Annotated in this window: 26 protein-coding genes and 1 tRNA gene; 12 read left to right on the top strand and 15 right to left on the bottom strand. The window is 65.7% G+C overall.

The genetic code is table 11. From position 1 onward, the window contains the following. Positions 1–157: 157 nt before the first annotated feature. Positions 158–1,957 carry a bacterio-opsin activator domain-containing protein gene (locus LPA44_RS16335; protein ID WP_230890564.1) on the bottom strand — a complete coding sequence of 600 codons (1,800 nt, stop codon included), beginning with the start codon at positions 1,955–1,957 and terminating at the stop codon, positions 158–160. 129 nt (positions 1,958–2,086) lie between these two features. Next, on the bottom strand, positions 2,087–4,042 hold the full coding sequence (acs, locus tag LPA44_RS16330; RefSeq protein ID WP_230890563.1) for an acetate--CoA ligase: 1,956 nt from the start codon (positions 4,040–4,042) through the stop codon (positions 2,087–2,089). A 100-nt stretch (positions 4,043–4,142) separates the two neighbouring features. Between acs and LPA44_RS16325 the strand changes: the two genes are divergently transcribed. Beyond that, entirely contained in the window at positions 4,143–4,820 is a 678-nt protein-coding gene (locus tag LPA44_RS16325; protein WP_230890562.1) for a helix-turn-helix domain-containing protein, read from the top strand. Positions 4,821–4,931: 111 nt separating this feature from the next. Then, the gene (locus tag LPA44_RS16320) at positions 4,932–5,102 is read left to right on the top strand and encodes a hypothetical protein (RefSeq protein WP_230890561.1); all 171 of its coding nucleotides are present in this window, start codon (positions 4,932–4,934) and stop codon (positions 5,100–5,102) included. A 67-nt stretch (positions 5,103–5,169) separates the two neighbouring features. Here LPA44_RS16320 and LPA44_RS16315 read toward each other — a convergent pair whose 3' ends face one another. Further along, positions 5,170–6,282, bottom strand: coding sequence for a pyridoxal-phosphate-dependent aminotransferase family protein (locus LPA44_RS16315; RefSeq protein ID WP_230890560.1), 1,113 nt, complete (start codon positions 6,280–6,282; stop codon positions 5,170–5,172). Positions 6,283–6,488: 206 nt separating this feature from the next. On the opposite strand from LPA44_RS16315, the gene LPA44_RS16310 reads away from it, so the two are divergent. Then, on the top strand, positions 6,489–7,049 hold the full coding sequence (locus tag LPA44_RS16310) for a GNAT family N-acetyltransferase (RefSeq protein WP_230890559.1): 561 nt from the start codon (positions 6,489–6,491) through the stop codon (positions 7,047–7,049). Here LPA44_RS16310 and LPA44_RS16305 read toward each other — a convergent pair. The 3 genes from LPA44_RS16305 to LPA44_RS16295 all read right to left on the bottom strand — a co-directional run bounded on the left by LPA44_RS16305 (position 7,046) and on the right by LPA44_RS16295 (position 8,804). Next, positions 7,046–7,312 carry a hypothetical protein gene (locus LPA44_RS16305; protein ID WP_230890558.1) on the bottom strand — a complete coding sequence of 89 codons (267 nt, stop codon included), beginning with the start codon at positions 7,310–7,312 and terminating at the stop codon, positions 7,046–7,048. The genes LPA44_RS16310 and LPA44_RS16305 overlap by 4 nt on opposite strands. Beyond that, entirely contained in the window at positions 7,309–8,310 is a 1,002-nt protein-coding gene (locus LPA44_RS16300) for a DUF7490 domain-containing protein (RefSeq protein ID WP_230890557.1), read from the bottom strand. Before LPA44_RS16300 ends, LPA44_RS16305 begins: the two co-directional genes overlap by 4 nt. A 116-nt stretch (positions 8,311–8,426) precedes the next feature. Beyond that, positions 8,427–8,804: a putative zinc-binding protein gene (locus LPA44_RS16295; protein WP_230890556.1), complete on the bottom strand. Its 378-nt coding sequence runs from the start codon at positions 8,802–8,804 to the stop codon at positions 8,427–8,429. A gap of 174 nt (positions 8,805–8,978) precedes the next feature. Here LPA44_RS16295 and LPA44_RS18160 point away from each other — a divergent pair, with 174 nt between their 5' ends. Next, positions 8,979–9,101, top strand: a complete 123-nt coding sequence (locus LPA44_RS18160) for a hypothetical protein (RefSeq protein WP_269070399.1) — start codon at positions 8,979–8,981, stop codon at positions 9,099–9,101. Between the two features lie 79 nt (positions 9,102–9,180). Next, positions 9,181–9,600, top strand: coding sequence for a hypothetical protein (locus LPA44_RS16290; RefSeq protein ID WP_230890555.1), 420 nt, complete (start codon positions 9,181–9,183; stop codon positions 9,598–9,600). Between the two features lie 7 nt (positions 9,601–9,607). Here LPA44_RS16290 and LPA44_RS16285 read toward each other — a convergent pair whose 3' ends face one another. Then, positions 9,608–11,323, bottom strand: a complete 1,716-nt coding sequence (locus LPA44_RS16285; protein ID WP_230890554.1) for a hypothetical protein — start codon at positions 11,321–11,323, stop codon at positions 9,608–9,610. Positions 11,324–11,389: 66 nt separating this feature from the next. Further along, complete coding sequence (locus LPA44_RS16280; protein ID WP_230890553.1) at positions 11,390–12,217, bottom strand: hypothetical protein; 828 nt, start codon at positions 12,215–12,217, stop codon at positions 11,390–11,392. Positions 12,218–12,374: 157 nt separating this feature from the next. Here LPA44_RS16280 and LPA44_RS16275 point away from each other — a divergent pair, with 157 nt between their 5' ends. Continuing rightward, the gene (locus LPA44_RS16275) at positions 12,375–12,575 is read left to right on the top strand and encodes a DUF7835 family putative zinc beta-ribbon protein (protein WP_230890552.1); all 201 of its coding nucleotides are present in this window, start codon (positions 12,375–12,377) and stop codon (positions 12,573–12,575) included. 77 nt (positions 12,576–12,652) lie between these two features. On the opposite strand, the gene LPA44_RS16270 is transcribed toward LPA44_RS16275, so the two are convergent. Beyond that, complete coding sequence (locus tag LPA44_RS16270; protein WP_230890551.1) at positions 12,653–13,279, bottom strand: class II aldolase/adducin family protein; 627 nt, start codon at positions 13,277–13,279, stop codon at positions 12,653–12,655. Then, a complete protein-coding gene (locus LPA44_RS16265) occupies positions 13,279–13,977 on the bottom strand; it encodes an HAD family hydrolase (protein ID WP_230890550.1) in 699 nt (232 codons plus the stop codon). The genes LPA44_RS16270 and LPA44_RS16265 overlap by 1 nt, the downstream gene beginning before the upstream one ends. 109 nt (positions 13,978–14,086) lie before the next feature. Here LPA44_RS16265 and LPA44_RS16260 point away from each other — a divergent pair, with 109 nt between their 5' ends. Beyond that, positions 14,087–14,713 (top strand): sensor domain-containing protein, encoded by a 627-nt coding sequence (locus LPA44_RS16260; protein ID WP_230890549.1) that lies wholly within the window; start codon positions 14,087–14,089, stop codon positions 14,711–14,713. 83 nt (positions 14,714–14,796) lie between these two features. Here LPA44_RS16260 and LPA44_RS16255 read toward each other — a convergent pair. Together LPA44_RS16255 and LPA44_RS18515 are read right to left on the bottom strand one after the other, a co-directional pair. After that, a tRNA-Glu gene (locus LPA44_RS16255) sits at positions 14,797–14,871 on the bottom strand. Positions 14,872–14,941: 70 nt separating this feature from the next. Beyond that, positions 14,942–15,244: an HNH endonuclease gene (locus LPA44_RS18515; RefSeq protein ID WP_442903410.1), complete on the bottom strand. Its 303-nt coding sequence runs from the start codon at positions 15,242–15,244 to the stop codon at positions 14,942–14,944. 563 nt (positions 15,245–15,807) lie between these two features. Here LPA44_RS18515 and LPA44_RS16245 point away from each other — a divergent pair. Then, complete coding sequence (locus tag LPA44_RS16245; protein ID WP_230890548.1) at positions 15,808–17,121, top strand: RNA-guided endonuclease InsQ/TnpB family protein; 1,314 nt, start codon at positions 15,808–15,810, stop codon at positions 17,119–17,121. Positions 17,122–17,180: 59 nt separating this feature from the next. Here the strand turns inward: LPA44_RS16245 and LPA44_RS16240 are convergent, their stop codons facing one another. Beyond that, positions 17,181–19,148 (bottom strand): 3-hydroxyacyl-CoA dehydrogenase/enoyl-CoA hydratase family protein, encoded by a 1,968-nt coding sequence (locus LPA44_RS16240; protein ID WP_230890547.1) that lies wholly within the window; start codon positions 19,146–19,148, stop codon positions 17,181–17,183. Positions 19,149–19,302: 154 nt separating this feature from the next. Between LPA44_RS16240 and LPA44_RS16235 the strand changes: the two genes are divergently transcribed. Together LPA44_RS16235 and LPA44_RS16230 are read left to right on the top strand one after the other, a co-directional pair. After that, a complete protein-coding gene (locus LPA44_RS16235) occupies positions 19,303–19,728 on the top strand; it encodes a hypothetical protein (RefSeq protein WP_230890546.1) in 426 nt (141 codons plus the stop codon). 25 nt (positions 19,729–19,753) lie between these two features. Further along, complete coding sequence (locus LPA44_RS16230) at positions 19,754–20,329, top strand: DNA-3-methyladenine glycosylase family protein (protein ID WP_230890545.1); 576 nt, start codon at positions 19,754–19,756, stop codon at positions 20,327–20,329. Here LPA44_RS16230 and LPA44_RS16225 read toward each other — a convergent pair whose 3' ends face one another. After that, on the bottom strand, positions 20,330–21,418 hold the full coding sequence (locus tag LPA44_RS16225; RefSeq protein ID WP_230890544.1) for a putative sulfate/molybdate transporter: 1,089 nt from the start codon (positions 21,416–21,418) through the stop codon (positions 20,330–20,332). A gap of 85 nt (positions 21,419–21,503) precedes the next feature. After that, entirely contained in the window at positions 21,504–22,823 is a 1,320-nt protein-coding gene (locus LPA44_RS16220; RefSeq protein ID WP_230890543.1) for a putative ATP-dependent zinc protease, read from the bottom strand. Between the two features lie 82 nt (positions 22,824–22,905). On the opposite strand from LPA44_RS16220, the gene LPA44_RS16215 reads away from it, so the two are divergent. Beyond that, positions 22,906–23,898, top strand: coding sequence for a succinylglutamate desuccinylase/aspartoacylase family protein (locus tag LPA44_RS16215; protein WP_230890542.1), 993 nt, complete (start codon positions 22,906–22,908; stop codon positions 23,896–23,898). Positions 23,899–24,020: 122 nt separating this feature from the next. Beyond that, positions 24,021–24,413, top strand: coding sequence for a succinate dehydrogenase, cytochrome b556 subunit (sdhC, locus tag LPA44_RS16210; RefSeq protein ID WP_230890541.1), 393 nt, complete (start codon positions 24,021–24,023; stop codon positions 24,411–24,413). Position 24,414 lies beyond the last annotated feature (1 nt).

The following is a 24,414-nucleotide window of genomic DNA, read 5'->3' as shown; positions in this document are numbered from 1 at the left end:
TAGCGTCTCCGTCTCCGCGACATTGAAGAAGGACTCTACCGAAGGATCATCTTGCAGGGTCGCTGAACTCATCCCACCTCAGCGTTCACCCTGCTCTTTGGTGTGTTACTCGTTCTATGACACCCTCACTAAATAGTTAGCAACGTGGCGACGCAAGTCAGTCGTCGGGCCACTCGACGCCGCCGCGTCCGACGTCGTCCTCCGCGAAGAACGCCGTGAGGAGCTTCTGCTGGGCGCGCCGCAGGTGGTTGTGGAGCGTAGGGGACGTGATGCCGATGGCGTCCGCGAGTTCCTCGGCGGTACTGCCACGCGGCCACTCGAAGTAGCCTGCGTGGTAGGCCGCGCGCAGCACGGACGCCTGTTTGTCCGTCAGCGACTCGTGCAGGGACGCGCGGAACGCCGCAGAGGTCTCGTCAGGACGGTCGCGCTCGCGTTTCGAGACGAGTTCCGTGTCGGGGAACACGTCAGTGACGGCCGCAACCAGCGACCGGACGTCCGTGTCCGTTGTGACGTCGACGACGACGCGCTGCTCGGCGGGCGTCGCCGTCACCTCCCGGACCGACGCGCCGCGGTCAGTCAGCGTTTTCGCAATATCCGCGCCCGTGACAGCGAGTTCGAGCAGCGACTCGTCACCGTAATCCCGGACGAGGCGACCGCCCGCGACCGCTGGCTGGTCGGCCGCCCACGACAGTACTGTCTCCGCGGACGCGCCCGAGAGCCGCACGAAGTACAGGAGCGCGCCCTCCTCGCCAGGGACGACGCCGTCCAACTCGAACGTACAGCCGTGTTTGGCGGCCGCAGCGGCGAAAAACGACTCGTCGCCGGTCGTCTCGAACGCCAATTCGAGCACCGTATCCGCCAACAGGAGTTGGCGCTGCTGGACGACCGTAACGGTGCGTCCGACCCGCTGGCCGAGGTCCGCGAGCAGATCGCGTTCTCGGTCGCTGATGGTCCCGTCGACGCCAACACCGAGCACGCCGTAGGTCGTATCGCCGTCGTCGACGGGCACCGTAGCGGCAGCGCCGAACCCGGCCTCGTTAGCGTGCGCGCGCCAGTCGGCGAACCCCGCGTCATCATGGACGTTGTTCGTGACCCGTACCTCCCCGGAAGTGAGGGTATCCGCGATAGCACCGTCGTCAGCGGCCACGCCGACCATCGCGTCGGCCGCTCCTGCGTGCGTCGCGGCGTGTAGTGTCCCGCCGCTGTACCGCGCAATCCACGCGAACTCGTAGGTGTCACCCCTGACGAGCGCCTCGCAGGTTCGCTGCTCGACGCCGTCCCGCGTGGACGTCTCGGCGAGGGCGTCTCCGACGGCACGCACGCGGTCGAACGCGGCGTCGAAGTGCAAGTCCGGCTCTGCGGGGGCTTCAGCGGGCTGGCGCGCGGGCGCGAAGTCGGTGCCAGCGAACGCTGCGGCGACGTCGCCGCGGTCGACGTCGTCGACGAACGGGTCGAGGCTGGCGAGGCGCTCCCAGCCGCCGACGGCCGCCACTGCACGCGGGTCGACCCCCTCGTCGAGGAGCTGGCGGGCGAAGAACCGGCGGAGCGTCCGCGAGGAGACGTCCCGGAGCGCGTCGTCATCGGTGCGGTCGGCCGCGCGGTCGCCGACGTCGGCGATGAGCATCTGGACGCGCCGCGGCGACACCGATACCACGCGTTCCTCGGCGTCGACACCGACCGTGCGGGCGTACTGGCGGAGGTCGTGTTCGACATCTGCGGGCAGGTAGGCCTCGCGAACGACCTCACCCTCCTCGTCGCGGACGCTGAGGAAGTTGTGAGCGACGTCGGCGTGGTCGTGTGTCGTGACGTCTACGGGCCGGACGCGAGCGATTTCGGCGGGTCGGAGCCCGGCTTCACCGGCGAGCCGGATGACGAGTTCCTCGCGGTGGGTCTCCGTGGCTCGGCGGAGCCGCTCGTAGGACGCCTCGGACAGCGCCGCCGCGACACCCTCGCTCATGTTTCGTGGACTATCACAGACGCGAAGTAAGAATCTTTCGAGGAGCAACCGAGAACATCGCAATAGCCAACTATCGCGTATATTCCCACGGGAAGGGTTTCGAGTTATCTTTGAAAGACGAAACGCTGGTCAGTCGCGCTCGCCGAGCGCCGACTCCAATTCGCCGACGACCTCGGGGTTGCGGAGCGCACTGGTGTCACCGAGATCGTCGTCGTTGGCGATGTCTTCGAGGAGGCGGCGCATCACCTTCCCGGAGCGCGTCTTCGGGAGTTCGGGTGTGAACACGACCACGTCCGGGACGGCGATGGGGCCGATGGCAGCGTCGACGGCGTCGGCGATGCGCTCCCGGAGCGCGTCCTCGTCGGTGTCCTCGGCGGCGCTGACGTACGCGTAAACGGCCTGCCCCTTGAGGTCGTGGGGACCGCTGACGACGGCGGCTTCGGCGACACCCTCGACGTCGGCGATGGCGGATTCGATTTCCATCGTCCCGAAACGGTGGCCGGAGACGTTGATAACGTCGTCCACGCGCCCGAGCAACGTGATGTAGCCGTCCTCGTCGACGGTTGCGCCGTCCTCCGTGAAGTACGCCCAGTCGTGGTTGGAGAGGTCCGGGAAGACGGGCGCTTGGTCCGTGAACCAACTGTCGTTCTCGACCATCGACAGCGGCATCCCCGGCCATGGGCTCGTGACGACGAGGTAGCCGGTGTCGCCCGGCTCGACGGGTTCGCCGTTGCCGTCGACGACCTTTGCGTCGATACCGGGGAGCGGGAGGCCCGCCGAGCCCGGCTTCATCTCGTCGATTCCCGGGAGTGTGGTGACCATCATGCCGCCAGTCTCGGTCTGCCACCACGTGTCCACCACCGGGCACTCGCCGTTCCCGATGTGTTCGTGGTACCATTTCCACGCGCGCGGATTGATGGGTTCGCCGACCGTCCCCAAAAGGCGGAGGCTGGAGAGGTCGTGGCTGTCCGGGTGTTGTTCGCCCCACTTCATGAACGCGCGAATAGCGGTCGGCGCGGTGTAGAAGACGTCGACCGCGTTGCGCTCGATGAGCTCCCAGACGCGGTCCTTCTCGGGGTGGTCGGGTGTCCCCTCGTAGAGCATCGTCGTTGACCCGAGCGCCAGTGGCCCGTAGACGGTGTAGGAGTGCCCGGTAATCCAGCCGATGTCCGCCGAACACCAGTGCGTGTCCTCGGGCCGAATGTCCAGAACGGCGTGGCTCGTCCACGCCGCGTGCGCGAGATAGCCGCCCGTCGTGTGGCGAACGCCGGTGGGTTCGCCTGTGGTCCCGGACGTGTAGATGAGGAACAGCTGGTCGGTCGCGTCGCGGGGTACGGGGTCGACAGTCTCGCCGCGGTGTTCGGTGACGAGGTCGCCGTAATCGTACTCATCGTCGGCCAGTGGCGTGTCGTCCCCGAGCCGGTCGACGACGACGGTCGCTTCGATGCCGTCGTCGAGCGCGATGGCGGCGTTGTCGGCCTTGTTCTTCTGGTGGACCGGTGCACCACGTCGATAGTAGCCGTCGCAGGTCACCAGATACTCCGAGTTGGCGTCGTCCATGCGCATCGCGAGCGCGTCCGCGGAGAAGCCAGCAAAGACGACCGAGTGCGGCGCGCCGATGCGTGCACACGCCAGCATCGCGATGGGGAGTTCGGGGACGACGGGCATGTACAGCGTGACGACGTCCTCCTCCTCGACACCCAATTCGCGGAGTGCGGCTGCGAACTCGTTGACCTCCCGGTAGAGGTCGAGATACGAGTACGACCGGGACTCGCCGAGGCGACCCTCCCACGTCAACGCGACCTGGTTCTTCCGGTCGTCGAGGTGGCGGTCGATGCAGTTGTAACTGGCATTCAGGGTCCCGCCATCGAACCAACGGAACGGTGGGCCGTCTCCACCGAGCACGGCGTCGTAGTCGTCGTTCCAGTCGAGAAGGTCGGCGGCGCGCGCCCAGCACGCCGGCCACTCGCGTTCGAACTGCTCGCGAATGTCGGGGTCGGTAACGTTCGCTTGGTCGACGAACGACGCCGGTGGCTCCACGGACTCACGGGCGCCCCCAATGTGCCACGACTCATCGCCCGGCATCGATTGGAACCTACGGCCTAGTGCGAATAAACGTTCTCCCTCCAGCAACTCCGCGAGAAGCGGCCTGCAAACTTACTACGCCGGGGGTCCGAAGGCGCGTATGAGTGTCGTCGCGGAAGTCGCGGTGCCGGCCAACTCCGTCGCGATGGCCGAGACGCTCGCGGCTGCCCCCGAGACCGTGGTGGAAATCGAGCGCGTCGTCGCGCACCCGGATGGCCGGCTCACGCCGTACTTCTGGGTGCACGGCGACCTCGACGCCTTCGAGTCGGCGGTCACGGACGACCCGACAATCGACGAGGCGACTCGCCTAGACACCCACGAGGCAGAAGCGCTCTACCGCGCCGAGTGGCCGGGCAGGGTCGAGTCGGTAGCGAACGCGGTCGTCGAGACGGGTGGGACACTCGTCTCCGCGACCGGCCAACGCGGTGGCTGGGAGCTCCGCATCCGGTTCGAGGACCCGGACCAACTGCCCGCGTTCTCGACGTACTGCGAGCGCCACGACGTGAACTACGAGGTCCAGCGCGTGTACCGCTCGGGTGAGGCGGGCGCGCCCGACCGATTCGGCGTCACTGAGAAGCAGCGTGAGGCACTGGTCGCCGCCCTCGACGCGGGATTCTACGAAGTCCCACCGGAGGCAACGATGGACGAAGTCGCAGATGAACTCGACATCAGCCAGCAGGCGCTCTCGAAGCGACTGCGCCGCGGCCACGGCAACCTCGTCGGCGACGTCTTCGACGCGCCAGATTCGACGGAGGGCGAGCGGACTCCTCACCGGTAGTGTGACCGAGGGTCACAGCACGAACAGCGGAGTGGCGATGGTATTTGAATGGGTTGTATATACTCGGCCATCCCTCTTCGACGCGAGTCGTCTGCGTACCGGGTAGCGACGATGGCAGACGACGGCAGTGACACAGGTGGTTCACCTGACGTTATCGTTGGTTGTACGGACTGTAGCAGCACGTACCCCGCACAGCAAGCCGGCGACGGCTACCGGCCCATCGGGACTGACGGCACGTGTGACTGCGGAAACGACGAATTCGAACCTATCGACGCGGACTGACCGCTCCTCGCACAGGAGCGAGTCTTTCTACCCAACCAGAAAATCGACTGAAAGCGACGACAGCAGCCTAGAGGCCAGCGACGTCTTCGATAGCGTCGGTCAGCGCTTCGATGCTCTCGACGGTGTGCTCGCCCATGTGCCCGATACGGAACGTCTTCCCGCCGAGCGTCGACCCGTAGCCGTTCGAGAACGCCATGTCGTACTCCTCGGAGACCTCGTCGATGACCGCCGCGATGTCCAGGTCCTGCGTGTTCTCGATGCAGCTCACGGTCTGTGACTCGTAGCCCTCCTCGGGGAAGACGTCAAAGTGCTCGTGCGCCCACTCGCGGGTGTACTCGGCCATCTCCTGGTGACGCCGGTCGCGCGCGAGGTGGCCCTCCTGGAGCATGTGCTTCATCTGCTTGCGGTACGCGAGCATGATGGGAATCGCGGGCGTCGAGTGCGTCTGGCCCTTCCGGTCGTAGTAGTCCAGCGAACGCTGGAAGCCCCCGTACCACGACGCCGAATCCTTCTCCAGTTCGCGGTCGTAGGCGTCGTCGCTGACGACGCAGACCGCCAGCCCCGGCGGCATCGCGAATGCCTTCTGCGTGGACGCGAAGATAACGTCGATGTTGTGTTCGTCGATGTCGACGTAGTCGCCGCCGAGCGCGGAGACAGCGTCCACGACGAAGTACGTGTCCGGGTAGTCGGCGACGATGTCGCCGATTTCCTCGATGGGGTTGCGGACGCCCGTGGAACTCTCGTTCATCACGGTGGCGACGACGTCGTAGTGCTTGTCGCTGGACTCGAGCGCGTCCCGGATGTCGCCGGGCTTGATGGCCTCCCCCCAGTCGTACTCGAGGCGGTCGACGTCCTTCCCGAGTCGCTCGGCGACGTTCGCGTGGCGCTCGCTGAAACTCCCACAGGTCGGCACGAGAATGTTCTCGTCGACGAGGTTCAGCGTCGAGGCCTCCCAGAACTCCGTCCCCGACGCAGTGAGGATGATGACCTCGTTGTCAGTGTCGAGGAACGTCTTCGTGTCCTCGACAATGGTCGTGTAGAGGTCCGTCATCTGGTCCATGCGGTGGCCGAACATCGGCTCGCACATGGCTTCCAGCACCTCGTCGCGGACTTCCGTCGGCCCCGGAATGTACAGCGTCTTGTCGTCGTAGTCGCCGGTGTACTCGCGTTTTTCAGTCATGGGAGCGGCTGAATAGCGACTCCTTCACAGCAACGCGGGATGTGTGTTTTGATACAGTCGACACTGGCCGGTGTGGGCCGTAGTGTCGCTGTCCTACATTTCCCAGAAATCTGGAACCGTACCCCGCTTTTCCGGGGGTAGCCGATGTACTCGAAGGTGACGGAGACGCAAAGCGCCGCCCGAACCACCGTCGCGAGCACCCCACTATGCCATCGAACACTACGCAAGCGGCCGACGCCCCCACGGGACGCATCGGGACCAAGCAACCCCCGCAGTCCGACGACCGGTTCCCCGTCCCGCCCGTGGAGTTCCGCGACGACGAGGCCCGACGTATCTCTATTCGCACGGCCGACGCCGACGACTTCGACGCACTGGCGGCGATGTACGACGACTTCGGTGCCGAGAGCCGCGCACAGCGGATTCCACCGATCGACGAACGCCGCCGACGTGACTGGCTCGAGACGCTGCTCGCGGACGGCTGGGACGTCGCCGCGTACCACGAGGGGACGCCGGTCGGCCACGCGTCGCTCGTCCCTATCGACGAGTCGACGGCGGAACTAGCCATCTTCGTCGCGCCCGGCTACCAACTCGCTGGGACCGGTTCCCGGCTTCTCCGGACGCTGCTGGGCTACGGGAGCGCGCACGGCGTCGAGGGCGTCTGGCTGACTGTCGACCGGACGAACCGCGTCGCACTGAATCTCTACCGGTCGGTCGGGTTCGAGGCGGTCGGCGGCGGTGCCGAACGCGAGATGGAACTGGACTTCTAACCGGAGAGTTCGCGGACGACCAGGGAGATGCCGAGACCGGCCGCGAGCAGGACGATGAGGTTGAACACGGCGCGGAACAGCGAGCGGAAGTCGGGGCCGATCCACTGGCCGATGGCGGCGTTCGCGCTCGTGTAGAACTGGAAGAGCGCGACGACCGCGAGCACGCCCAACACGAGCAGTGTCCCGCGGAGCAGGAGGTCGCGGACGTTGCGTCCGTCGATAGCCGGTTCGTCGGTCGGTGCGGAGTCAGATTGGTCGGTCATGAGCGTGTCCTCCAAGTGATGGCTGCGCTGATTGCGAGCGCGACGACCGCGAGCACGGGCCCGAATCCGGGGACGCCACCACCGGTACTCCCCTCACTGTCAGGCGTCGGCTGTGGCTGGTCTTGGCCGTCCGTCTGCTCGAAGTCCTCGACCTGGAGGCCGACGTCGCGGACGGTCGTGTTGGCCTCGATGCGTTCCTGTGGGTCGAGGTTCGCCGCGCTACGCGCCGCGTCCACGATAACGCCGTTCTTGCGGAGGACCGCGTCGAGGTAGTAGTTGTAGCCGGCGGGCACGGTGACCGTCGTGCTCGGGGCGACGGTTTCGCCGGGCGCGACCTCCGAGACGGAGATGGTCGTGCGCGCTGCGACGATGTTCGAATCGGCCTGTCGCACGATCAGCTCGACTGTAACGGGGCCAGACGGGGCTGCACCGCTGTTCGTGAGGTACGTCGAGACGTCCAGTGCCGTCCGATTGGGGCCAGCGTCGGTGACGGAGTACTGAATCGATGGGAGCCCTGCGGCGAAGTCGTGGAACGCCGCCCGGCCGCCCGCCTGTACGGTGCCGACGCCGCGAACGGTCTTCGAGACCGTGCCGACCCGCTGGTCGTCGCTGTACAGCACGGTCTCGATGCGGTAGCCGCCCTCGCGGGCGACCGAGACGTTGACCTCGACGGGGACCTCCCTGTCGCCGGTGATTGTGTCGACGTCGACCCTCCGAGTCGTTTCGACGAGACCGGAGTCGAGGTCGACAGCGCGCACGAGGATGCTGACGTTCTCGGACGTTCCACCGTAGTGTCGGAGGTACGATGTCACGCCCAGTGTGACTGTTCCGCCGGAGACGTCGTTGGTGGCTAACGTCACTTCCTGAATGTTGGCGCGGCCGGGACGGACGTCATCGGGTTCGCGGTCAGCGAACACGCCGGGGACCGCGACCATCGTCACTGCGGAGGCGACGAGTAGCACCGCGATTCCAACGGCCAAGACGCGTTCCCGGCGCATGGCTGACAACTTCAGCCAACACCGGCAAGGGTCTTGTGGTGGACGCGACCACGGAATGATAGTGAGAGCGCTCGCACCGAACCGGGTGCTCGACGGCGACGAGAACAAGCAGTCGTCTACGGCGTCGGAGTGAGCTGTTCGACTTCTTGCACGAGGTCGTCGTAGAGTTCCTCGGCTTGCTCGTCGTCGTAGTCCGTGTGGTACTCCTTGGGCACGCCGCGCTTGGCGAGGTTGACGTGGCGGTCCGGGGTAACGTCGTGCTGTTCGAGGCTCTTGCGCGCACACTCCAACGGGCAGCCGTCGACAACGAGCAGCGGCCGACCCGACGTCGCGGTGTTCACGAGCGGCGGAACGTCCCCACCGACGCCCGCGATACAGGACATCTCTGCGACGCGCTCGCGGTCGAGCCGCACTGCGAGGTCGTTTGCCATCTGGGCGGCGCTCGAACAGCCCGAACACGAGTAAACCAGCGGCAGGTCGTCGTAGTCGGTCATCACGACACCGTTCGCAGGCCCACGCCGAAAGCCGTCCCCCGAAATTGTTCGCCTGCAAGCCCGGCGATAGTTTGGTAAGGGGACTCATACCTCGACAAAACTTATTGTACAGGGGCAAAATTGACCAATCGACAGCGGCTCGGAGCGACCGAGCCCACACCGGGTGACACACCGATGACCACCACACTCCACGCCCCGGACGCCCGCTCGATTAGCGGGTCGTCTGGAATCTCCGTGGGGTTCGTGGTCGCCGGCTATCGCCCGAACGCGCAGTCCGCGTCCACCCTCGCCGCGTGAAGCGGCACCGAACCCCCGGGGAGGACGCGGCTGCCGTCTGCAACTACGGCACGACTGTGTCTTCTCCGTGGGTCGAGTGGTGAGCGCGGGCTGTCGCTCCCGACAGCCCGTGGACGCCGGCCTCGCCGGCACCGAGTTCGACTCTCGGCGGGAGCTTATGGCAACTGCCAGCCAGCAGGTCCGCCTCGTCGCGGACCTCACCATGCACGTACCGCGCGACACCGCCGGCGACCTAGAGTGCGGCGCAACGAGCGTCGTCGAGGGTGTCGACATCGTCGACAGCGTGGAAGCGGTCGACGTCACCGACCTCCGGCCGCGACTGAACGACCTCCAAATCGACGCGACCGTCACCCTCGCGGTGGAGACGCCCGCGGACGAGGATAGCGAAGCCGTGGCCCGAGGCGCGTTAGCCGACGGCTTTGGCGTCGACGCGGTCGAACGCGTCCGCATCGACCACGCCCAGGGTGGCGCGGAGACGCCCGTCTTAGAGCACGGCTAAGCCAGAATCAGCGGTAGTGGGGTTCGCTGTCCCGACCCGGCACGCCGGGGTCGTCGGGAAGCGCATCGCCGCGTTCGTCCGGGAGGACGCCGGGGTCCGCGCTCCCGACAGCGCCCGGGTCCGTCTCCGTGAGCGAGTCGTGGAGGTCCGGGATGTCCTCGAGGCTTGGCCCGGCCTCCGGGTCCGGCCGAAGCACGGGCTGGGGCCGAACACTTTCCTCGCGACTTTCGCCGCCAGTTTCGTCGTCGGCAGCCTCGGCGTCGTCGAGTTTTGCTTGTATGCGGGTGACGGAGCGCTCGAACTCGACTGACTCGTAGTGGTCGAGCGCGGCTTCGAGGTGTGCGAGGCGGTCGCTGTCGTCGTCAGCGACGATGGCGCGGCGCTCGTGGCGCTGGCCGGCGAGGTGGTCGCGCATCTCCGCGAACCGGTCGTCGGGCACGCCCTGCTCGCGGAGGTCCGCGAGCGCGTCGTCGAGGACGGCAACGGCGCGCTCGTGGTCCCCAGTCGTAGACAGCATGTTCGACTGTACGACGGCATGGCTGTACGTCGGCTCCCACGGGTCGAGGAACGAGTGCGATTCGGCGACCTCGCGGGCGGTTTCGAAGTGCGTGAGCGCGAGCGCGTGGTTGCGCTTGCTGCGGTGGCGGTGGGCTGCCGCGCGGGCGCGCTCGTAATCGGCGTGGCCCGCAACCCACTCCAAGTCGATGGTACGGGCTGCCGCAGCGGCGCCCTCGTGGAGGAGTTCGTCCGCACGCGAGTCCGAGCGGCCGACTTCGCCCGTCCAGTAGAGCGCGTTCGCGAGCACGTACGCGAACGTCGGGAACGACTCGCTGGCCGCCGGGAGGACGGCGTCACGCCACGCCGCGCCGCGGTCCCAGTAGTCCGCACGCTCGGCAGCGGCCTTCGCGTCCTCGAAGTCGGCGTGGTCGGTGTTGGCAGCACGGCGCGCGGCGGCCTGCTTCGCGTCCCGGACGCCAGCGGTGCGAGCGACCTGCGCGAGGTAGTGCGCGAGGAAGCGGCCGTCGTCGCGCTCGGCGAGCAGCGGCAACTCGTAGCCGAGGTCCGAGAGGAAGCGCCGTGTCTCGCCGGCGGTGTCGTGGGCGACTGCGGTCGCGTCCGCGAGCGCGTCCAACACGGTCACGTCGCCGATGGCGTCGACGGCGTCCAGTCCGTCGACCAGCGCCTCGAACTCGTCGTCAGTAGCAACCGGTGGGCCCGCGGCGGTCGTCGCTGCGATTCGCACGAGATCGTAGCGGGTCGCGTGGAGGTCGTCGGACGCACCCTCGCTCGCCGTGGCGAGTGCGTCCACGAGGACGGTGAACCCTTCGACGTCAAGGAACGGTCCAGAGGCGAGCACGAGCGCGACCGGAGAGTCCGTAGCTGCGAGCAACTCGTGTGCGGCCGCTTCGTCGCCGTCGATAGCGGCCGTGACTCTATTGTCGAACGTCGGGCCGGGAAGGCGGAAGGCGACCTGAGCCCCACTAGTTCGGAGTCGGACGCGCGCGAGGCCGGCACCGTCGTGGACGGTTACCCACAGGGTTTCGTCTTCCCACGTGGTTTCGCAGCCCGTCGCCGTGGAGACAGTAGCATCGGCTGCTGCCGGGACGGAGAGCGTGTAGCGACGCTGGGGGTCGCTGTCGGCGAGCTCGTGGTCGCCGGCGACTCGCGTGACAGTGACGGAGCCGCCCGGAGCCGGGCGGGTCCAGCGGAAGCGCCGCGTCATTACACCGGCGTATGGGCCGGCGTGGCTTCAGGGCACGGATTCCACACCACACGTCCGAAATCTGAGTTAGACGGCGTCCAGCAGCCGCCGGGCGCGGTCCGCCGCGGCTGACTCGAACGCAGCGACGTCGATAGGCGCGTCGCCGCCGTAGAGTCGAGCGTACTCTTCGCGTGCGAGGAGGTCCAGCACGCGGTCCACGATTTCGTCGACGTCGGCCGCCGGGTCGCCGGCAGCGGCCTCGCGGGCACGCTCGACGCGAGCGTCGGTGACGAACCGCTCGGCGAGGTCCGCGGGGTCGGCGTCGAACGCGACTGGTTCGGGCCGCTCCAGCGAGTCCGCGTAGTGGACTGCGCGGTCGCCGGTCTTGTTCCGGATGAGGACGCCCGCTGCGGAGCCGTCGCGCCACGATGACTCGGGAACCGAGTAGTCGTCCGGGTCGAAGTCTGCACCCCGAACCTCCTTCGCGACGGCCGGCAGTGGCGTCAGACCGAGGCGGTCGTAGAGCGTCTCTACTGCGTCCGGCGGAAGGAATCGGTCGTCGCCGGCGTGGTAGACGTCGAAGCCGAGGAAGGCGGGGAGCGTCCCCCAGTCGTAGTCGAGGGGCTGCTGGCGGGTGGCGGTACCGTAGAAGACGGCTGATTCGACGTCGTCGAGTGCGGCGCGGAGTGCGTCCCGGTCGAAGTGCTCGCGGACGTGCCGGACGGCGTGGCGGTAGCCCGGTGGCACGTCGTCGTGGTCGAAGACGCGGTCGGCGTCGCCGAAGCGGAGGAGGCCGGACTCGCGGAGTTGCACGCGGAGCGGGCCGCCACACACCCACTCCTGAATCCAGAGGTGGCCGTCGAACAGCGAGGGCGGGGCGTCCGCGACGGTCGGGAGCGGCGGGAACGCATGCATTTCTTGAGGGTAGCGACTCCGCCGGGGTAAGCGTTCGGCAGGGGTTCACGCAGTTCGAGTGCGGTGGGTTCCCACGACACACGTCGATGGCGGCCTAATCACTTAGGCATACATCCAAAGGGAGTACAGTAGTATTGTTTAGGTGAGGTCTGGTCCGATGGCAAGCAAGAACATCCAATCCGACGGCATCGTCGAACAGTGCTCGGAGTGCGGGCGAGAGCAACCCCACGAGGTGTCTATCGACATCCTCACGGAGAGCAACGACGAGCAGAACGCGGAGTTCTCGCGCGAGCCCTACCGGGTCTCGGAGTGCAAGGCCTGCGGCACCACCACCAAGACCCGGATGAACAACGCGTAGCGGTGGAGTACAAGCTGCGAACCGCGGGGCCTTCCACCCCGCCGCGACTGACCGCTTCTACTGACCGGCGTTGACCGTTACTGGCCGTAGGACTGGAACTTCTCCTCGACGGTCCCCAACTGCTCGTCGCTGAGTTCCGCGGGCGTCCCGTGCTGGCGCGCCTGCAAGTACACCCGACAGAGGTTCTCCACGACGAACGTGTTCTCGACCGCCGATGCGAGGTCGTCACCAGTGACGACGAGCCCGTGGTGGGCCAAAATGCACGCCTGCGAATCCGCGGCCTCCATCTCCTCGACGACCAACTCCGCCAGGTCGTCGGTGCCGTACGGTGCGTAGTCCGCGACCGGTACCTTCCGCCCGACGGCCGTAATCATGTAGTGAATCGGCGGGAGTTCCTCGCCGAGCACCGCGAGCGTCGTCGCCCACGTCGAGTGCGTGTGGACGATAGCACCCGCGTCCAGCCGCCGGTAAATGCCGGTGTGCATCGGCACCTCGCTAGTCGGTTTCATCTCCCCGGCGACGACCTCGCCGTCCAGGGACACCACCGGAACGTCCGCAGGGTCGAACTCGTCGTAGGGGACGCCAGTCGGCGTCGCGGCGAACCGGTCGCCACGGCGCACGCTCAGGTTCCCCGTGCGCCCAGGAGTCAGTTCTGCCAGCGTCGGTGCGTGGTCGACGACCGCGACGCGTTCACGAGCGAGCATTACAGTACCACCTCTAAGACCTCGCTGAACGCATCAATCTGGTGGTCGGGCTCACGATGGCCGGCCTCACCGTCCGTCTCACCGTTGAACAACACCGTCGTCAAACCCACCGCATTCCCGCCCTCGATGTCCGACTCGACGTCGTTACCGACCATCACAACCTCGCTCGGCCGCAGGTCGAGTTGCGCGAGCGGCAGCGTGAACATGTCGCTGGCGGGCTTCTCGCGGCCCGTCTCCTCGGAAGTCAACACGAGGTCGACGTACTCTTCGATGCCAAGCGCGTCGATTTTCTCCATCTGGATGCGCGTCGTGAGATTACTCACGATAGCGACGTCCACGTCGGACTTCCGGAGCGCAGCGAGCGTCTCCCGCACACCATCGAACAGTTCCATCTCCTCGACGTACGTCTCCCAGTACGCCTCCCCGAGCGCGAGCGCGTCCCGCGAGTGGTGGGTGCCCGTGTAGATTTCCAGCGCGCGCTTGAAGTAGAGGAACCGCTCGTGGGCCGACGCCGTCCCCGCGAGTTCGCGTTTCACCTCGCGGCGGCCCTCCATGTAGAGGTCGTCGAACGCCGCCCGCGAGACGTCGTACCCCAACTCGCGGGCTTCCCGGAACGCCGCCGCCTTCCCCGCCTCGTTGCACTCCGGATACGCGTAGAGTGTGTCGTCGAGGTCGAAGAACACCGCCTCGTAGCTCATACCCTCGGGTTCGCGCGAAGGTGTGTTAGCAGTCACGATCGGCCAGCCCTTCGACTGGCAGCGAGAACGCGGCCGGCATTTTTGTGTCCCCAGCCAGAACCCACTCCTAATGAGCACGACCCGCGCGCCCACCGACCACCTCCGGTCGTTCGTCGGCGTGCTCGGCGACCGACAAACCTACCGACGGATTCTCTACCTGCTCGCCGCAATTCCACTCGGCTTCCTCTACTACATCGTCCTCGCATTCGGATTCGTGTTCGGCGTCGCACTCGCCGTATTCGTCGTCGGCATCCCCATCCTACTGGCGACACTAGTGCTCGCACGCCTCCTCGCAGAGGGCGAACGCCAGCTCGCAAACGCACTCCTCGACACCGACATCGCACCCCGCGATAACTTACCGTCACTCTCCGAGGACGGCGTGCTCGCAGCCGTCAGCGCGCTCGTCCGCTCAAACACCACGTGGCGCAGCGTCGCCTTCCTCGTCGTGAAGTCACTGGTCGGCTTCCTCACGTGGCTGTTCGTCCTCCTCGCCGGCGTCGGCGCGCTCGTCCTCCTCCTCGCCCCGCTCGGCGGCACCGCTACCATCCTCGACATCTGGACCATCGACACCGTCGCAGAGCGACTGCTCGCATTCCCACTCGGCGTCCTACTCGCACTCACCGCAATTCACGTGCTCGTCGCCGCAGCCGACCAGACCGGAGACATCGCAACCGCGTTGCTCGGGAGTGAAGAATAGGTTCGAAACCTGCCTTCGACGTACACGACAGAACACACGGGCAGCAACACGCTCGTCGCTACTCGGTGTGAGTAGTAGAGTAGTGCTCGGTCAGGGATTTGAACCCTGGTCGTCGGCTCGAAAGGCCAACATGATTGGCCGAACTACACCAACCGAGCGCCGCTGGAATGCGGTACCTGATTCGAAGTGGTGGTAACTTATAAATCTCACCAAAAAGATCGAGCGGTGTCACGGTTCCGGGACAGCAATCGATCCGTGCTCGACGAGGGCGTGGCATCGCTTGCAGAGCACGACGAGATTATCGAGTTCGTGAGCATCCTCAAGATCCTGATTTTCCGCCTGGCGAAACGCCCTTACAGGCACAATATGATGTACATCGAGTCTTGTTTCTGTCCCGTCCTCGTTGCAATACTGGCACACCTCGTCCCGCTCCAAGGCTCGCTCGCGAGCAAGAGTCCATCCAGCACCATACCGCCTCGAATATCCGCCTTTCCAGTTCGAGTTCTGCTCACCGCTCGATGCCTCACTCATCCGACTTCGCGTTGTCCGGGACTTCTTACGTCCAGTCAGGGATTCCGAAATCCGCGCTCTCGTTTCCTCAGGCAGCGTTTGACCACGCTGTACCTCAGCGATCCGCTCTCGCGTCTCGTCTGGTAAATCTCGTCCTTCAAGTGACTCTGAAATACGCTGTTTTGTCGATTTACTCCGCTCCTGGCCGTACAACCCATGGTTCTCTCCTTCGACGTTCCGACGCTTAATGTTGTGTTTGTACATCCATTCGCGGATACATCGCGGCGAAACTCCACACTCCTCGGCGATTTCGGCTTGTGTGCAGCCGTCGTCGTGGTAGCGGCTGCGTAGCCAGGATTCGTCGCGATACTGGCGGGCCATGCGCCGGTTTTGGTTGTGCTTGTTGAAAGGCCGCTTGGATTATACGCTGAGCAGGCGCAATACCACGGTCTTGAGGCCGTGGATACGCGCCGTCACTCAGTGACACATTCTATTGACTCCGACAGGCCCGGATATTCCACGTTCTCAAACCGTGTCTTTTACAAGAAACACGAGTATAAGAGATTATACAGTCGTTCTACAGTATGCTGGAGGTCCACCGCACCCATCGAGCGACAATCCGCAACCACTCGCAGGTCGCGGAGTCGCTCGACCGGCACGGCTGGAGTGCCAGCAAACTCTGGAACGTCGCTAACCACCACTCCCGACAGGTCTGGGAGGACACCGGGGAAATTCCCGACCATAGCGAGCTGAAAGACGAGTTGAAGACGCATCCAAAATACAACGGACTGCACAGTCAGTCCAGTCAGCGGGTTCTGGAGGAACTCGCTGAAGCCTTCAACTCCTGGTACGGCTCTGATGACGAGCGTGATAATCCGCCCGGCTACCGCAAAACAAACTACTACGACCAACAGGGCCGCCGCGTTCACGAAGAACATCCTCGCAGTACGGTGACGTGGAAGCAAAACGGCATCAAACACGACACCAAACACAATCGCGTTCGTCTCTCAAAAGGCGCGAATCACAAGGAACACCCGAAGGCGTGGGAGTACATCCTTGTCGAATACGAAACACGGCCCGGCGTCACCGTCGAGAACCTCCAACAGGTTCGTGCTGTCTACGATAACGCAAAGGACCGCTGGGAACTGCACCTTGTCTGCAAAGACGAACTCAAGACACCCACAGCGCCCGGTGACGAAACAGCGGGTATCGACCTCGGAATCTCGAATTTCGCCGCTGTCGCGTACAGCACCGACGATGCCGACCTCTACCCTGGCAACAGCTTAAAACAGGACGGCTACTACTTCCCGAAAGAGATTGCCAACTGCGACAACTCGGATGGTGACCGAGCCACGCGACTGCATCACAAGTGGAGCGAGCGCCGCCGGCATTTCTTCCACTCCTTGGCGAAACACATCGTCGGGCGGTGTGTCCAGAAGGGAGTTGGCCGCATCCACGTCGGTGACTTAGAAGGCGTCCGCGAGGACGAAGATGGCGAGTCGAAAAACTGGGGCAAGCACGGCAACCTCGACCTGCACGGGTGGGCGTTCGACCGCTTTACTAACATCCTTGAATACAAGGCGAAGGTTGAGGGGATTGAGGTCGTGGAAGTAGACGAGCGCGACACTTCGAAGACGTGTTGCGTCTGCGGGCGAGAAGATGAGAGTCAGCGCGTCGAGCGTGGCCTATACGTCTGTGAGTCGTGTGATGGGGCGTTCAACGCCGACGTGAATGGGGCGGAGAACATCCGTCTCGATCTGAATGAAAGTAACTCCGAGTCTACCGGGCAGTTGTCCGGGGATAGGAGTACCGGCTGGTTGGCACAGCCAGCAGTCTACCTCTATGACTTGTCCAGCGGATTCCAACCGCAGGCACAAGTGGTCGACTGCAAACCCTAAGATCCCAAGCAAGCGGCGCGGTGCCGTGGGATTCCTCCGCGTTCACGCGGAGGAGGATGTCAATCTCCTTTGAAGTCGGGTTCGCGGTCGCTCGTGAACGCGGCGATGCCTTCCATGAGGTCTTGGGTGTTCATGAGTTGGCCGAATGCTTGCGCTTCGGATTCGAGACCGGCGTCCGTGGAGTCGCGGCCGGCGAGCATCGCGCGCTTCGTGTACTTCTGGGCGATGGGCGGGCCGGCGGCGAGGTCGCGTGCGAGTTCCCACGCGCGGTCGTCGAGTTTGTCGTTGGCGACGACTTCGTTGATGAAGCCGTATTCTTCGAGTTCGGTGGCGTCGTAGCGTTCGGCGGTGAAGATGATTTCTTTCGCGCGGCCCTCGCCGACGATGTGCTTGAGGCGCTGGGTGCCGCCCCAGCCTGGCAGCAGGCCGAGGTTGTGCTCGGGTTGGCCGAGTTCGCTGCGTTCGCTGGCGATGCGGAGGTCCGCGCAGGTCGCCAGTTCCATCCCGCCGCCGAGACAGTAGCCGTCGATGCCCGCGACGACGGGGACGTCGGCGGCTTCGAGTTTGCCGAACGTCTGCTGGCCCTTCCGGGAGAGTTCCACGGCGTCGATAGGGTCTGCGCTGCCTGCCATCGACGTGACGTCGGCGCCTGCGGAGAACGCTTTCTCGCCGGCGCCCGTGAGGAGGATGGCGCGCACTTCGTCGTCGGCGTCGAGTTCGTCGACGGCGTCCGCGAGTTCGTCGAGGAGGTCCTCGCTGATGGTGTTCATGCGGTGTGGGCGGTCGAGTTCGACGTGCCCGACGTTGTCTTCGACGGTGACGACGAGGTTCTCGTAGGAGGCAGTTTCCTCCTCGGCTTCCGCGCCGTAGAACCCCTCACCGGATTCTGCGAGCCGCTGGAGTTCGTCGGCGGGCTCGTAGCGCGCCGCGCCAGTCCCCTCGTAGGCCGATTCGAGCGTCTCGTAGAGGTGTTCGATGCCGGCGTCGTCGGCCATCTTCGCGGGGCCGTCGGGGTAGCCCGCGCCGAGCTGGACGGCTTCGTCGATTTCCGCGGGGTCCGCGACGTCGTTGGCGACGAGCTTCGCGACCTCGTTGGCCATCACGGCGGTCAGGCGGTCCGCGACGTCTTCGCGGATTTCGTCAGTCGGGACTTCCGCGCCGCCGTTCTCGTAGTCGTAGAACCCCTGTCCGGTCTTCTTCCCGAGGTTCTCGGCTTCGACTTTCTCGACGAGTAGCGGGCACGGTTCGTAGGCTTCGCCGAGCACGCCCTGCATGTAGTCGAGGACGTCGTAGGAGACGTCGATGCCGACCTGGTCGGCGAGCTCGAACGCGCCCATTGGCAAGCCCAACTCGTACTTCGTCGTGGAGTCGACTTCCTCGATGGTGGCGACGTCGTCGTGGACGAGCCACGCGGCCTCGTTCAGTAGCGGGACGAGCACGCGGTTGACGATGAATCCGGGCGAATCCTTGCGGACGCGCACCGGTGTCTTCCCCATCTCCTCGGCGAGGTTCTCAGTGAGGTCGAGTACGTCCTCGTCGGTGTGCTCGCCGGCGATGACTTCCACGAGTTGCATCCGCACCGGCGGGTTGAAGAAGTGCATCCCGCAGAACCGCTCGGGGCGTTCAGTGACTTCCGAGAGCTCCGTAATCGAGAGACTGGACGTGTTCGTCGCGAACACCGCATGCTCCGGAGCGTGCTGTTCGAGCTCCCGGTAGACATTTTGCTTGATGTCCATCTTCTCCGGGACGGCCTCGACGACGAAGTCCGCGTCCTCGACGGCCTTCTCCAGGTCCACGATGGGGGTGACGCGGTCGAGGGCGGCTTCGGCTTCGGCCTCGCCGATTTGGTCGTTCTCTGCGAGTTTCCCCAGCGACCACTCGATTTGCTCGTAGCCGTTCTGCACGAACTCCTCTTTGATGTCGCGGAGGTTCACGTCGAAGCCCGCCAGCGCCGCTACCTCGGCGATGCCGTGGCCCATGTTCCCAGCGCCCAGCACCGCGATGGTCTCGATGTCATCAACGTCCATGGTAGTACACCCTCCGGGAGTCCCGTTGAAGCTTTCCCTATTGTCGGGTGTGAACGCCTCACGAGTTTACACCTGTGGAAACGAGCATCTCGACAACACCGCGATTCCCACCGAGGCACAACGCACTTGCCACCGGTCCGAAAACCAACCAGGCGTGAACACGCAGCAACGCGCCGCCGCCCTCGGTCTCGCCGCCGGGCTCGTCCACACACTAGTCGTGCTGTTCGCTCTCGAATCGCTCTCCGGCGGCTTCACAACGTCGACTGCACGGCTGCTCCTCCAGTCGCTCGCCTCGACGCTGGTGTCACTGGTGGTGATTCCCGGCCTGCCGCTGTACGGCGCGTGGCGGATGGACGTCCACGAATCGCCAATCCGTCTCGCTGCGCTCGTCGGTGCTGGTGCCGGTGTCGCCGTCGTCGTCAGTTACCCGGTGCTGACGGCTGTGAGCGTCGGCGCGCCGTTCGGAGAGGCGCTTGGGATTCGACTCGTCGGCCCCTATCTCGTGAACGGCATTTCGCCCGCGGTGTACAGCGGCATCGGAGCACTGGCGGGGTTCCTGCTCGGACAGCGAAACGCGTAGATTCCCACGGCGACTTCCTCCCAATATGACCGACCCACACGACACACTCCGTGACGATCCGGACCTGGGGCCGCTCGTCGACGAGCACGGCGAACTCGGGCTCGACCCCGCAGACGACCCGTTCGAGCGCCTCGTCGTCTCTATCGTCCGCCAGCAGGTGTCGATGGACGCCGCGGCCGCCATCCGCGAGCGGCTCTTCGAGGCAGTCGACGTCACGCCCGAAGGCGTCGCCGGCGCGGACCCCGAGGTGCTTCGGGACGCGGGGCTCTCCAGTCAGAAGACCGACTACGTGCGGAACGTCGCCGATGCGTTCCTAGAGCACGACTGGGACCGCGCGTCCTTCGCGGACCTCGGCGACGACGAGGTGCGCGCGGAACTGACGTCGATTACGGGCGTTGGCGACTGGACTGCGGAGATGTTCCTGATGTTTGGACTTGGCCGCGAAGATGTCTTCCCGGTCGGCGACCTCGGCATCCGGAAGGGAATGCAGTCGCTGTACGGCGAGGAGACGACGCGCGCGGAGATGCGCGACATCGCGGCGCGCTGGCAGCCCTATCGGTCGTACGCGTCGCTGTACGTCTGGCGCGCCTACGAAGGGTAGTCACGCGAACCGGCGAGACGCGTGGTCGGCGAGCAGGCCCGCAACGAACGCGACGCCGACGCCCGCGAGCAGGCCAACGACGCCGACGCCGAGCGTGAGCGCGTACTGGTCGGTGTCGAGGCTAGTGTGCGCGAGTTGCGCGGCGACGGCAGCGAGGACGACGCCGAGCATCGCGACCGGGAACGCCGCAACGACGCCGACCGCGAGGACAGCCGCGAGCAAGTAGAGCACGCCGAGCACGACGTTCGCGGCTGCGGTACGTGCGCCGAACGCGTATTTGCCAGCGACGCCGCCGCTCCCGTGGCACATCGGAATCGCGCCCAGCGGCACAGCGAACAGGTTCATCGCGCCCATGCTCGTCGCGAGGTCGTCAGCGGTCGCGTCTGAATCGAAGTACTCGTCGAGAAGGAGTGCGGTGGCGACGGCGGCGTTCCCGATAGACATCGCGAGTTGGCCGACCGCAGCCTGTGTGGTCCCGGCGTCGAGGAAGACATCGGGCGACGGGAGTGCGAATGCAAATGCGGGTATTGCGGGAGAGATGCCGCCGGTTTCGGCGAGAGCGAGCGCAGCGCCGACGGAGACGACAGCGATAGCGCTCGTGCGCACCGAGACGACGGCGACGAGCGCGGCGACCGCAATCGCCACACCGGCGAGTACGAGGTCGGTCGTAGCGAGGTCGAGTGCGGTCTCGAAGAGCACAAGTGCGACCGCGAGTTGGACGCCGCGGACGACCGGCTGGCCGACGAAGCGACTGATGCGACCGAGTGCGCCGGTCGCGCCCGCGACGAGTAACGTGCCGCCCGCGAGCAAGCCGGCAGCCGCGAGTCCACTCGCCGACAACGAGCCTGCGATCGCGAGCGCTGCCAGCGCCTTCATCGGCTCGACGGATACCGGCACGCCGTAGCGCGCCCCCCACACGACCTGCGCGACGCCGAACCAGACGAGCACGGGAGCCAACGCTACCTCCGAGAGCGCGGCGAGCGCGACCACGACGGGGACGACCGTAACCGAATCCCCTATCGCACCAGTGACGTCGCCGGGGAACTCGACGGTGGTCGTCCACGACGCGATACGCTCCGAGAATGCCATCGTGCGCCGGGATGGCTGCCGCACGCAAGAGTCTGACGCGTGTCCAAAAACGGTTTTCCTAGGAGGTTAATGTGAGTTATTTCGGTTACTCCTCGCCTTCGGCCGCGTCGGTGCGACGCTTAACGTCGACCTGGTACTCTTGGAGGATGTCCCTGCCGAGCAACAGCGGATAGTCCATGTGACCGCGGTCCTCCAAGGACGCGGCGACAGTGTGGCGGTCGCCACCGACGCCGACGACGATGTCGACGACGGGCCGCGCCTTCCCGGACTTCATACTCCCGGAGCGGACCTTCGTCATCGACTTGATGGGGCCCGCGCCGATTTGGGCGGCGAGGCGGGTGTCGATGCTCGTGCGCGCAGCGCCGGTGTCGGACTTCGCGACGACGCGCTCGGTGCCGCTCGTCCCGGAGACCAGCACGTCCTCCGTGTAGCCGATGGTTGCGCTCTCCTCGGCGGCAGGCTGGGGCTCGGTCGCTACTGCCTCGGGCATCGAGTCGTCCAGCGTCTCCGCGAGTTCGGCGACTTCGCCGTCGTCGACTTCGCCGCCCGCCGTCTCGATGGCGAGCTTGGCGACGTACGGCGCAGGGCTGATGCCGGTCGCCTTGAACAGCCCCTTGAACCCGGCTGTGGGGTTGACTTCGAGGAGGTACCAGCCGTCCTCCCCCTCGACGAGGTCGACGCCCGCGTAGTCGAGACCGACGGTGTCGGCGACCGTCAGCGCCATCTCCGCAGCCTCCTCGGGCACGTCGTCGACGCCCTCGACGGAGCCGCCGAGCGCGACGTTCGTCCGCCAGTCGTTGTCCGGTGCGTACCGCCGCATCGTCGCGACGATGTCGCCGTCCACGACGTACACGCGGAGGTCGCGGTGGCGGTCGCTGTCGCGCTCGACGAGTTCCTGGAGGAACGCGTATCGGTCGCCGACGCGCGGGTTGACGCGTTCGTCCGCGCCGATTTTCCACGTGCCGCCACCATGCGTGCCGATGGCGGTCTTGTAGACGACCTCGTCGCCGTACTTGGCCTTCTCCGCGTTCAGCCGGTCGGCGTCGAGCGCGAGCGTGGCGTCCGGCAGCCGGACGTCACCGTCCGCGAGCGTGGTCGCGGTGGCGAATTTGTGGAACGCCGTGAGCACGTTCCGCGGGCGGTTCAACATCGGCCGCAACTGACTCAGCGACAGCGCGAGCCCCAGCAGTTCGGCGGGCTGTTCGGTCTTCGAGAGGAGGAGTCGGTTCGCAATGACGTCGACGTTCGGGTCGAGCGTCGAGTCGTTGTCCGCGATGTCCACGCAGAGGTTGTCCTCGCGCAGCCACACGCCCGAGTGGCCGAGCGCTTCCACCGCGTTCAGTATCGCCTTCGTCTCCTTGCTGTTGTGGAGGCTGAGTACGCCGACAGAGACAGAGTCGTCCATCCTGTAGACAGTCGCGGGGCAGCGACTAAACGGTGCCGACGCGGACGGCCCTGTTTTATGCGTCGGCCGTGAACACCGAGCCATGACCGACGGGGCGTTCACGTACGACGGCGGCCGGGTGGACCCGGGGGAGCGCGCGGACATCCGGTACACCATCAGCGAGACGTACCTCGGCGACCCCGTGCGCATCCCCGTCTCCATCGTGAACGGCGAGCAGCCTGGCCCGACCGTCTTCCTCTCGGCGGCCTCTCACGGTGACGAGCTCAACGGCATCGAAGTGGTTCGGGAGGTCTCCCACGAGTGGTCCCACGCCAACCTCCACGGGACGCTGGTCTGTCTGCCCGTGTTGAACGTCCCGGGGTTCGTCACCCAGCAGCGCTACCTTCCCGTCTACGACCGCGACCTCAACCGCTCGTTCCCTGGCAACGATAGTTCGACGAGCGCCAAGCGGATGGCCGACCAGATTTTCCGGAACTTCGTCGAGCCCTGCGACTTCGGGCTGGACTTCCACACGTCGACCCGCGGCCGGACGAACATGCTCCACGTCCGCGCGGACATGACCGACGACGACGTGGTGCGGCTCGCGCGGTCGTTCGGCTCAAACGTCGTCATCGATAGCGAAGGGTCGTCGGGGACGCTCCGCCACGAGGCGACCGACGCCGACGTCCCGACTATCACCGTGGAGATGGGGGAAGCCCACCGGTTCCAGCGCGGGCTCATCGACCGCGCGCTCGACGGCGTCCAGAGCGTGCTCGCGGGGTACGGGGTCTATCCGACGGAAGCCGTCGACTTGCCGGCGTGGTGGACCGTCGTCACCAGCGACCAGAAGACGTGGATTCGCGCGGACGACGGCGGCCTCGTCGACATGCACTACGAGCGCGGCGACCTCGTTCGCGAGGGCGACGCCATCTGCAGCATCTCGAACCCGTTCAAGACGGACGTCGTGGACGTCGACGCGCCGTTCACGGGGCTGCTCGTCGGGAAATTGGAGAATCCTGTCGTCTACCCCGGGAATCCACTGGTCCACCTCGTGGAACTCGACGCGGGGACACAGCGGGCGTACGAGCGTTCGTAGGCGTCCCGCGTCGCCCTTTGTGGCCGCGAAGCGGAGGTGTCACGCGCCCAACGCGTCGCGGCTCGCGCGACACGCCCGTGTAGTAACTTCTATGTGCGGAGGGACCACACGCTCCGAATGGTATGAGTCAGTCGTACGACCGAGGCCTCATCGAGGACTTCGGCCGGTGGCGGGAGTTCACGGCCGGGATGTGGGCCTGGGTATTTCACAAGTTTACGGGGTGGGTGCTCATCGGTTACCTATTCACCCACATCGCCGTCCTAAGCACGTCGATGCAGGGCGCCAAGACGTTCAACAGCACGATTCAGGGGCTGGAGAGCCTCGCACTCGTTCGGTTGCTGGAGGTCGGCCTGCTGGCGGTCGCCGTCTTCCACATCCTGAACGGCATCCGTCTGCTGTTCGTCGACCTCGGCGTCGGCCTGGAATCGCAAGATAAGAGCTTCTACGCGTCGCTCGTGTTGACCGGCATCATCGTCGTCGCGAGCGTGCCGACGTTCGTCTCGGGGGCATTCTAAG

The sequence above is a fragment of the Halobacterium sp. KA-4 genome, from assembly GCF_021028995.1.
Classification (GTDB): Archaea; Halobacteriota; Halobacteria; order Halobacteriales; family Halobacteriaceae; genus Halobacterium.
Note: the sequence above shows the minus strand (reverse complement) of the source record. Positions and strands in the feature narration are given on the sequence as shown.

Coding starts and splice junctions, on each gene's coding strand:
- LPA44_RS16335 (WP_230890564.1), bottom strand. CDS start 1,957: ATGAGCGAGGGTGTCGCGGCGGCGCTGTCCGAGGCGTCCTACGAGCGG.
- acs (WP_230890563.1), bottom strand. CDS start 4,042: ATGCCGGGCGATGAGTCGTGGCACATTGGGGGCGCCCGTGAGTCCGTG.
- LPA44_RS16325 (WP_230890562.1), top strand. CDS start 4,143: ATGAGTGTCGTCGCGGAAGTCGCGGTGCCGGCCAACTCCGTCGCGATG.
- LPA44_RS16320 (WP_230890561.1), top strand. CDS start 4,932: ATGGCAGACGACGGCAGTGACACAGGTGGTTCACCTGACGTTATCGTT.
- LPA44_RS16315 (WP_230890560.1), bottom strand. CDS start 6,282: ATGACTGAAAAACGCGAGTACACCGGCGACTACGACGACAAGACGCTG.
- LPA44_RS16310 (WP_230890559.1), top strand. CDS start 6,489: ATGCCATCGAACACTACGCAAGCGGCCGACGCCCCCACGGGACGCATC.
- LPA44_RS16305 (WP_230890558.1), bottom strand. CDS start 7,312: ATGACCGACCAATCTGACTCCGCACCGACCGACGAACCGGCTATCGAC.
- LPA44_RS16300 (WP_230890557.1), bottom strand. CDS start 8,310: ATGCGCCGGGAACGCGTCTTGGCCGTTGGAATCGCGGTGCTACTCGTC.
- LPA44_RS16295 (WP_230890556.1), bottom strand. CDS start 8,804: ATGACCGACTACGACGACCTGCCGCTGGTTTACTCGTGTTCGGGCTGT.
- LPA44_RS18160 (WP_269070399.1), top strand. CDS start 8,979: ATGACCACCACACTCCACGCCCCGGACGCCCGCTCGATTAGCGGGTCG.
- LPA44_RS16285 (WP_230890554.1), bottom strand. CDS start 11,323: ATGACGCGGCGCTTCCGCTGGACCCGCCCGGCTCCGGGCGGCTCCGTC.
- LPA44_RS16280 (WP_230890553.1), bottom strand. CDS start 12,217: ATGCATGCGTTCCCGCCGCTCCCGACCGTCGCGGACGCCCCGCCCTCG.
- LPA44_RS16275 (WP_230890552.1), top strand. CDS start 12,375: ATGGCAAGCAAGAACATCCAATCCGACGGCATCGTCGAACAGTGCTCG.
- LPA44_RS16270 (WP_230890551.1), bottom strand. CDS start 13,279: ATGCTCGCTCGTGAACGCGTCGCGGTCGTCGACCACGCACCGACGCTG.
- LPA44_RS16265 (WP_230890550.1), bottom strand. CDS start 13,977: ATGAGCTACGAGGCGGTGTTCTTCGACCTCGACGACACACTCTACGCG.
- LPA44_RS16260 (WP_230890549.1), top strand. CDS start 14,087: ATGAGCACGACCCGCGCGCCCACCGACCACCTCCGGTCGTTCGTCGGC.
- LPA44_RS18515 (WP_442903410.1), bottom strand. CDS start 15,244: ATGAGTGAGGCATCGAGCGGTGAGCAGAACTCGAACTGGAAAGGCGGA.
- LPA44_RS16245 (WP_230890548.1), top strand. CDS start 15,808: ATGCTGGAGGTCCACCGCACCCATCGAGCGACAATCCGCAACCACTCG.
- LPA44_RS16240 (WP_230890547.1), bottom strand. CDS start 19,148: ATGGACGTTGATGACATCGAGACCATCGCGGTGCTGGGCGCTGGGAAC.
- LPA44_RS16230 (WP_230890545.1), top strand. CDS start 19,754: ATGACCGACCCACACGACACACTCCGTGACGATCCGGACCTGGGGCCG.
- LPA44_RS16225 (WP_230890544.1), bottom strand. CDS start 21,418: ATGGCATTCTCGGAGCGTATCGCGTCGTGGACGACCACCGTCGAGTTC.
- LPA44_RS16220 (WP_230890543.1), bottom strand. CDS start 22,823: ATGGACGACTCTGTCTCTGTCGGCGTACTCAGCCTCCACAACAGCAAG.
- LPA44_RS16215 (WP_230890542.1), top strand. CDS start 22,906: ATGACCGACGGGGCGTTCACGTACGACGGCGGCCGGGTGGACCCGGGG.
- sdhC (WP_230890541.1), top strand. CDS start 24,021: ATGAGTCAGTCGTACGACCGAGGCCTCATCGAGGACTTCGGCCGGTGG.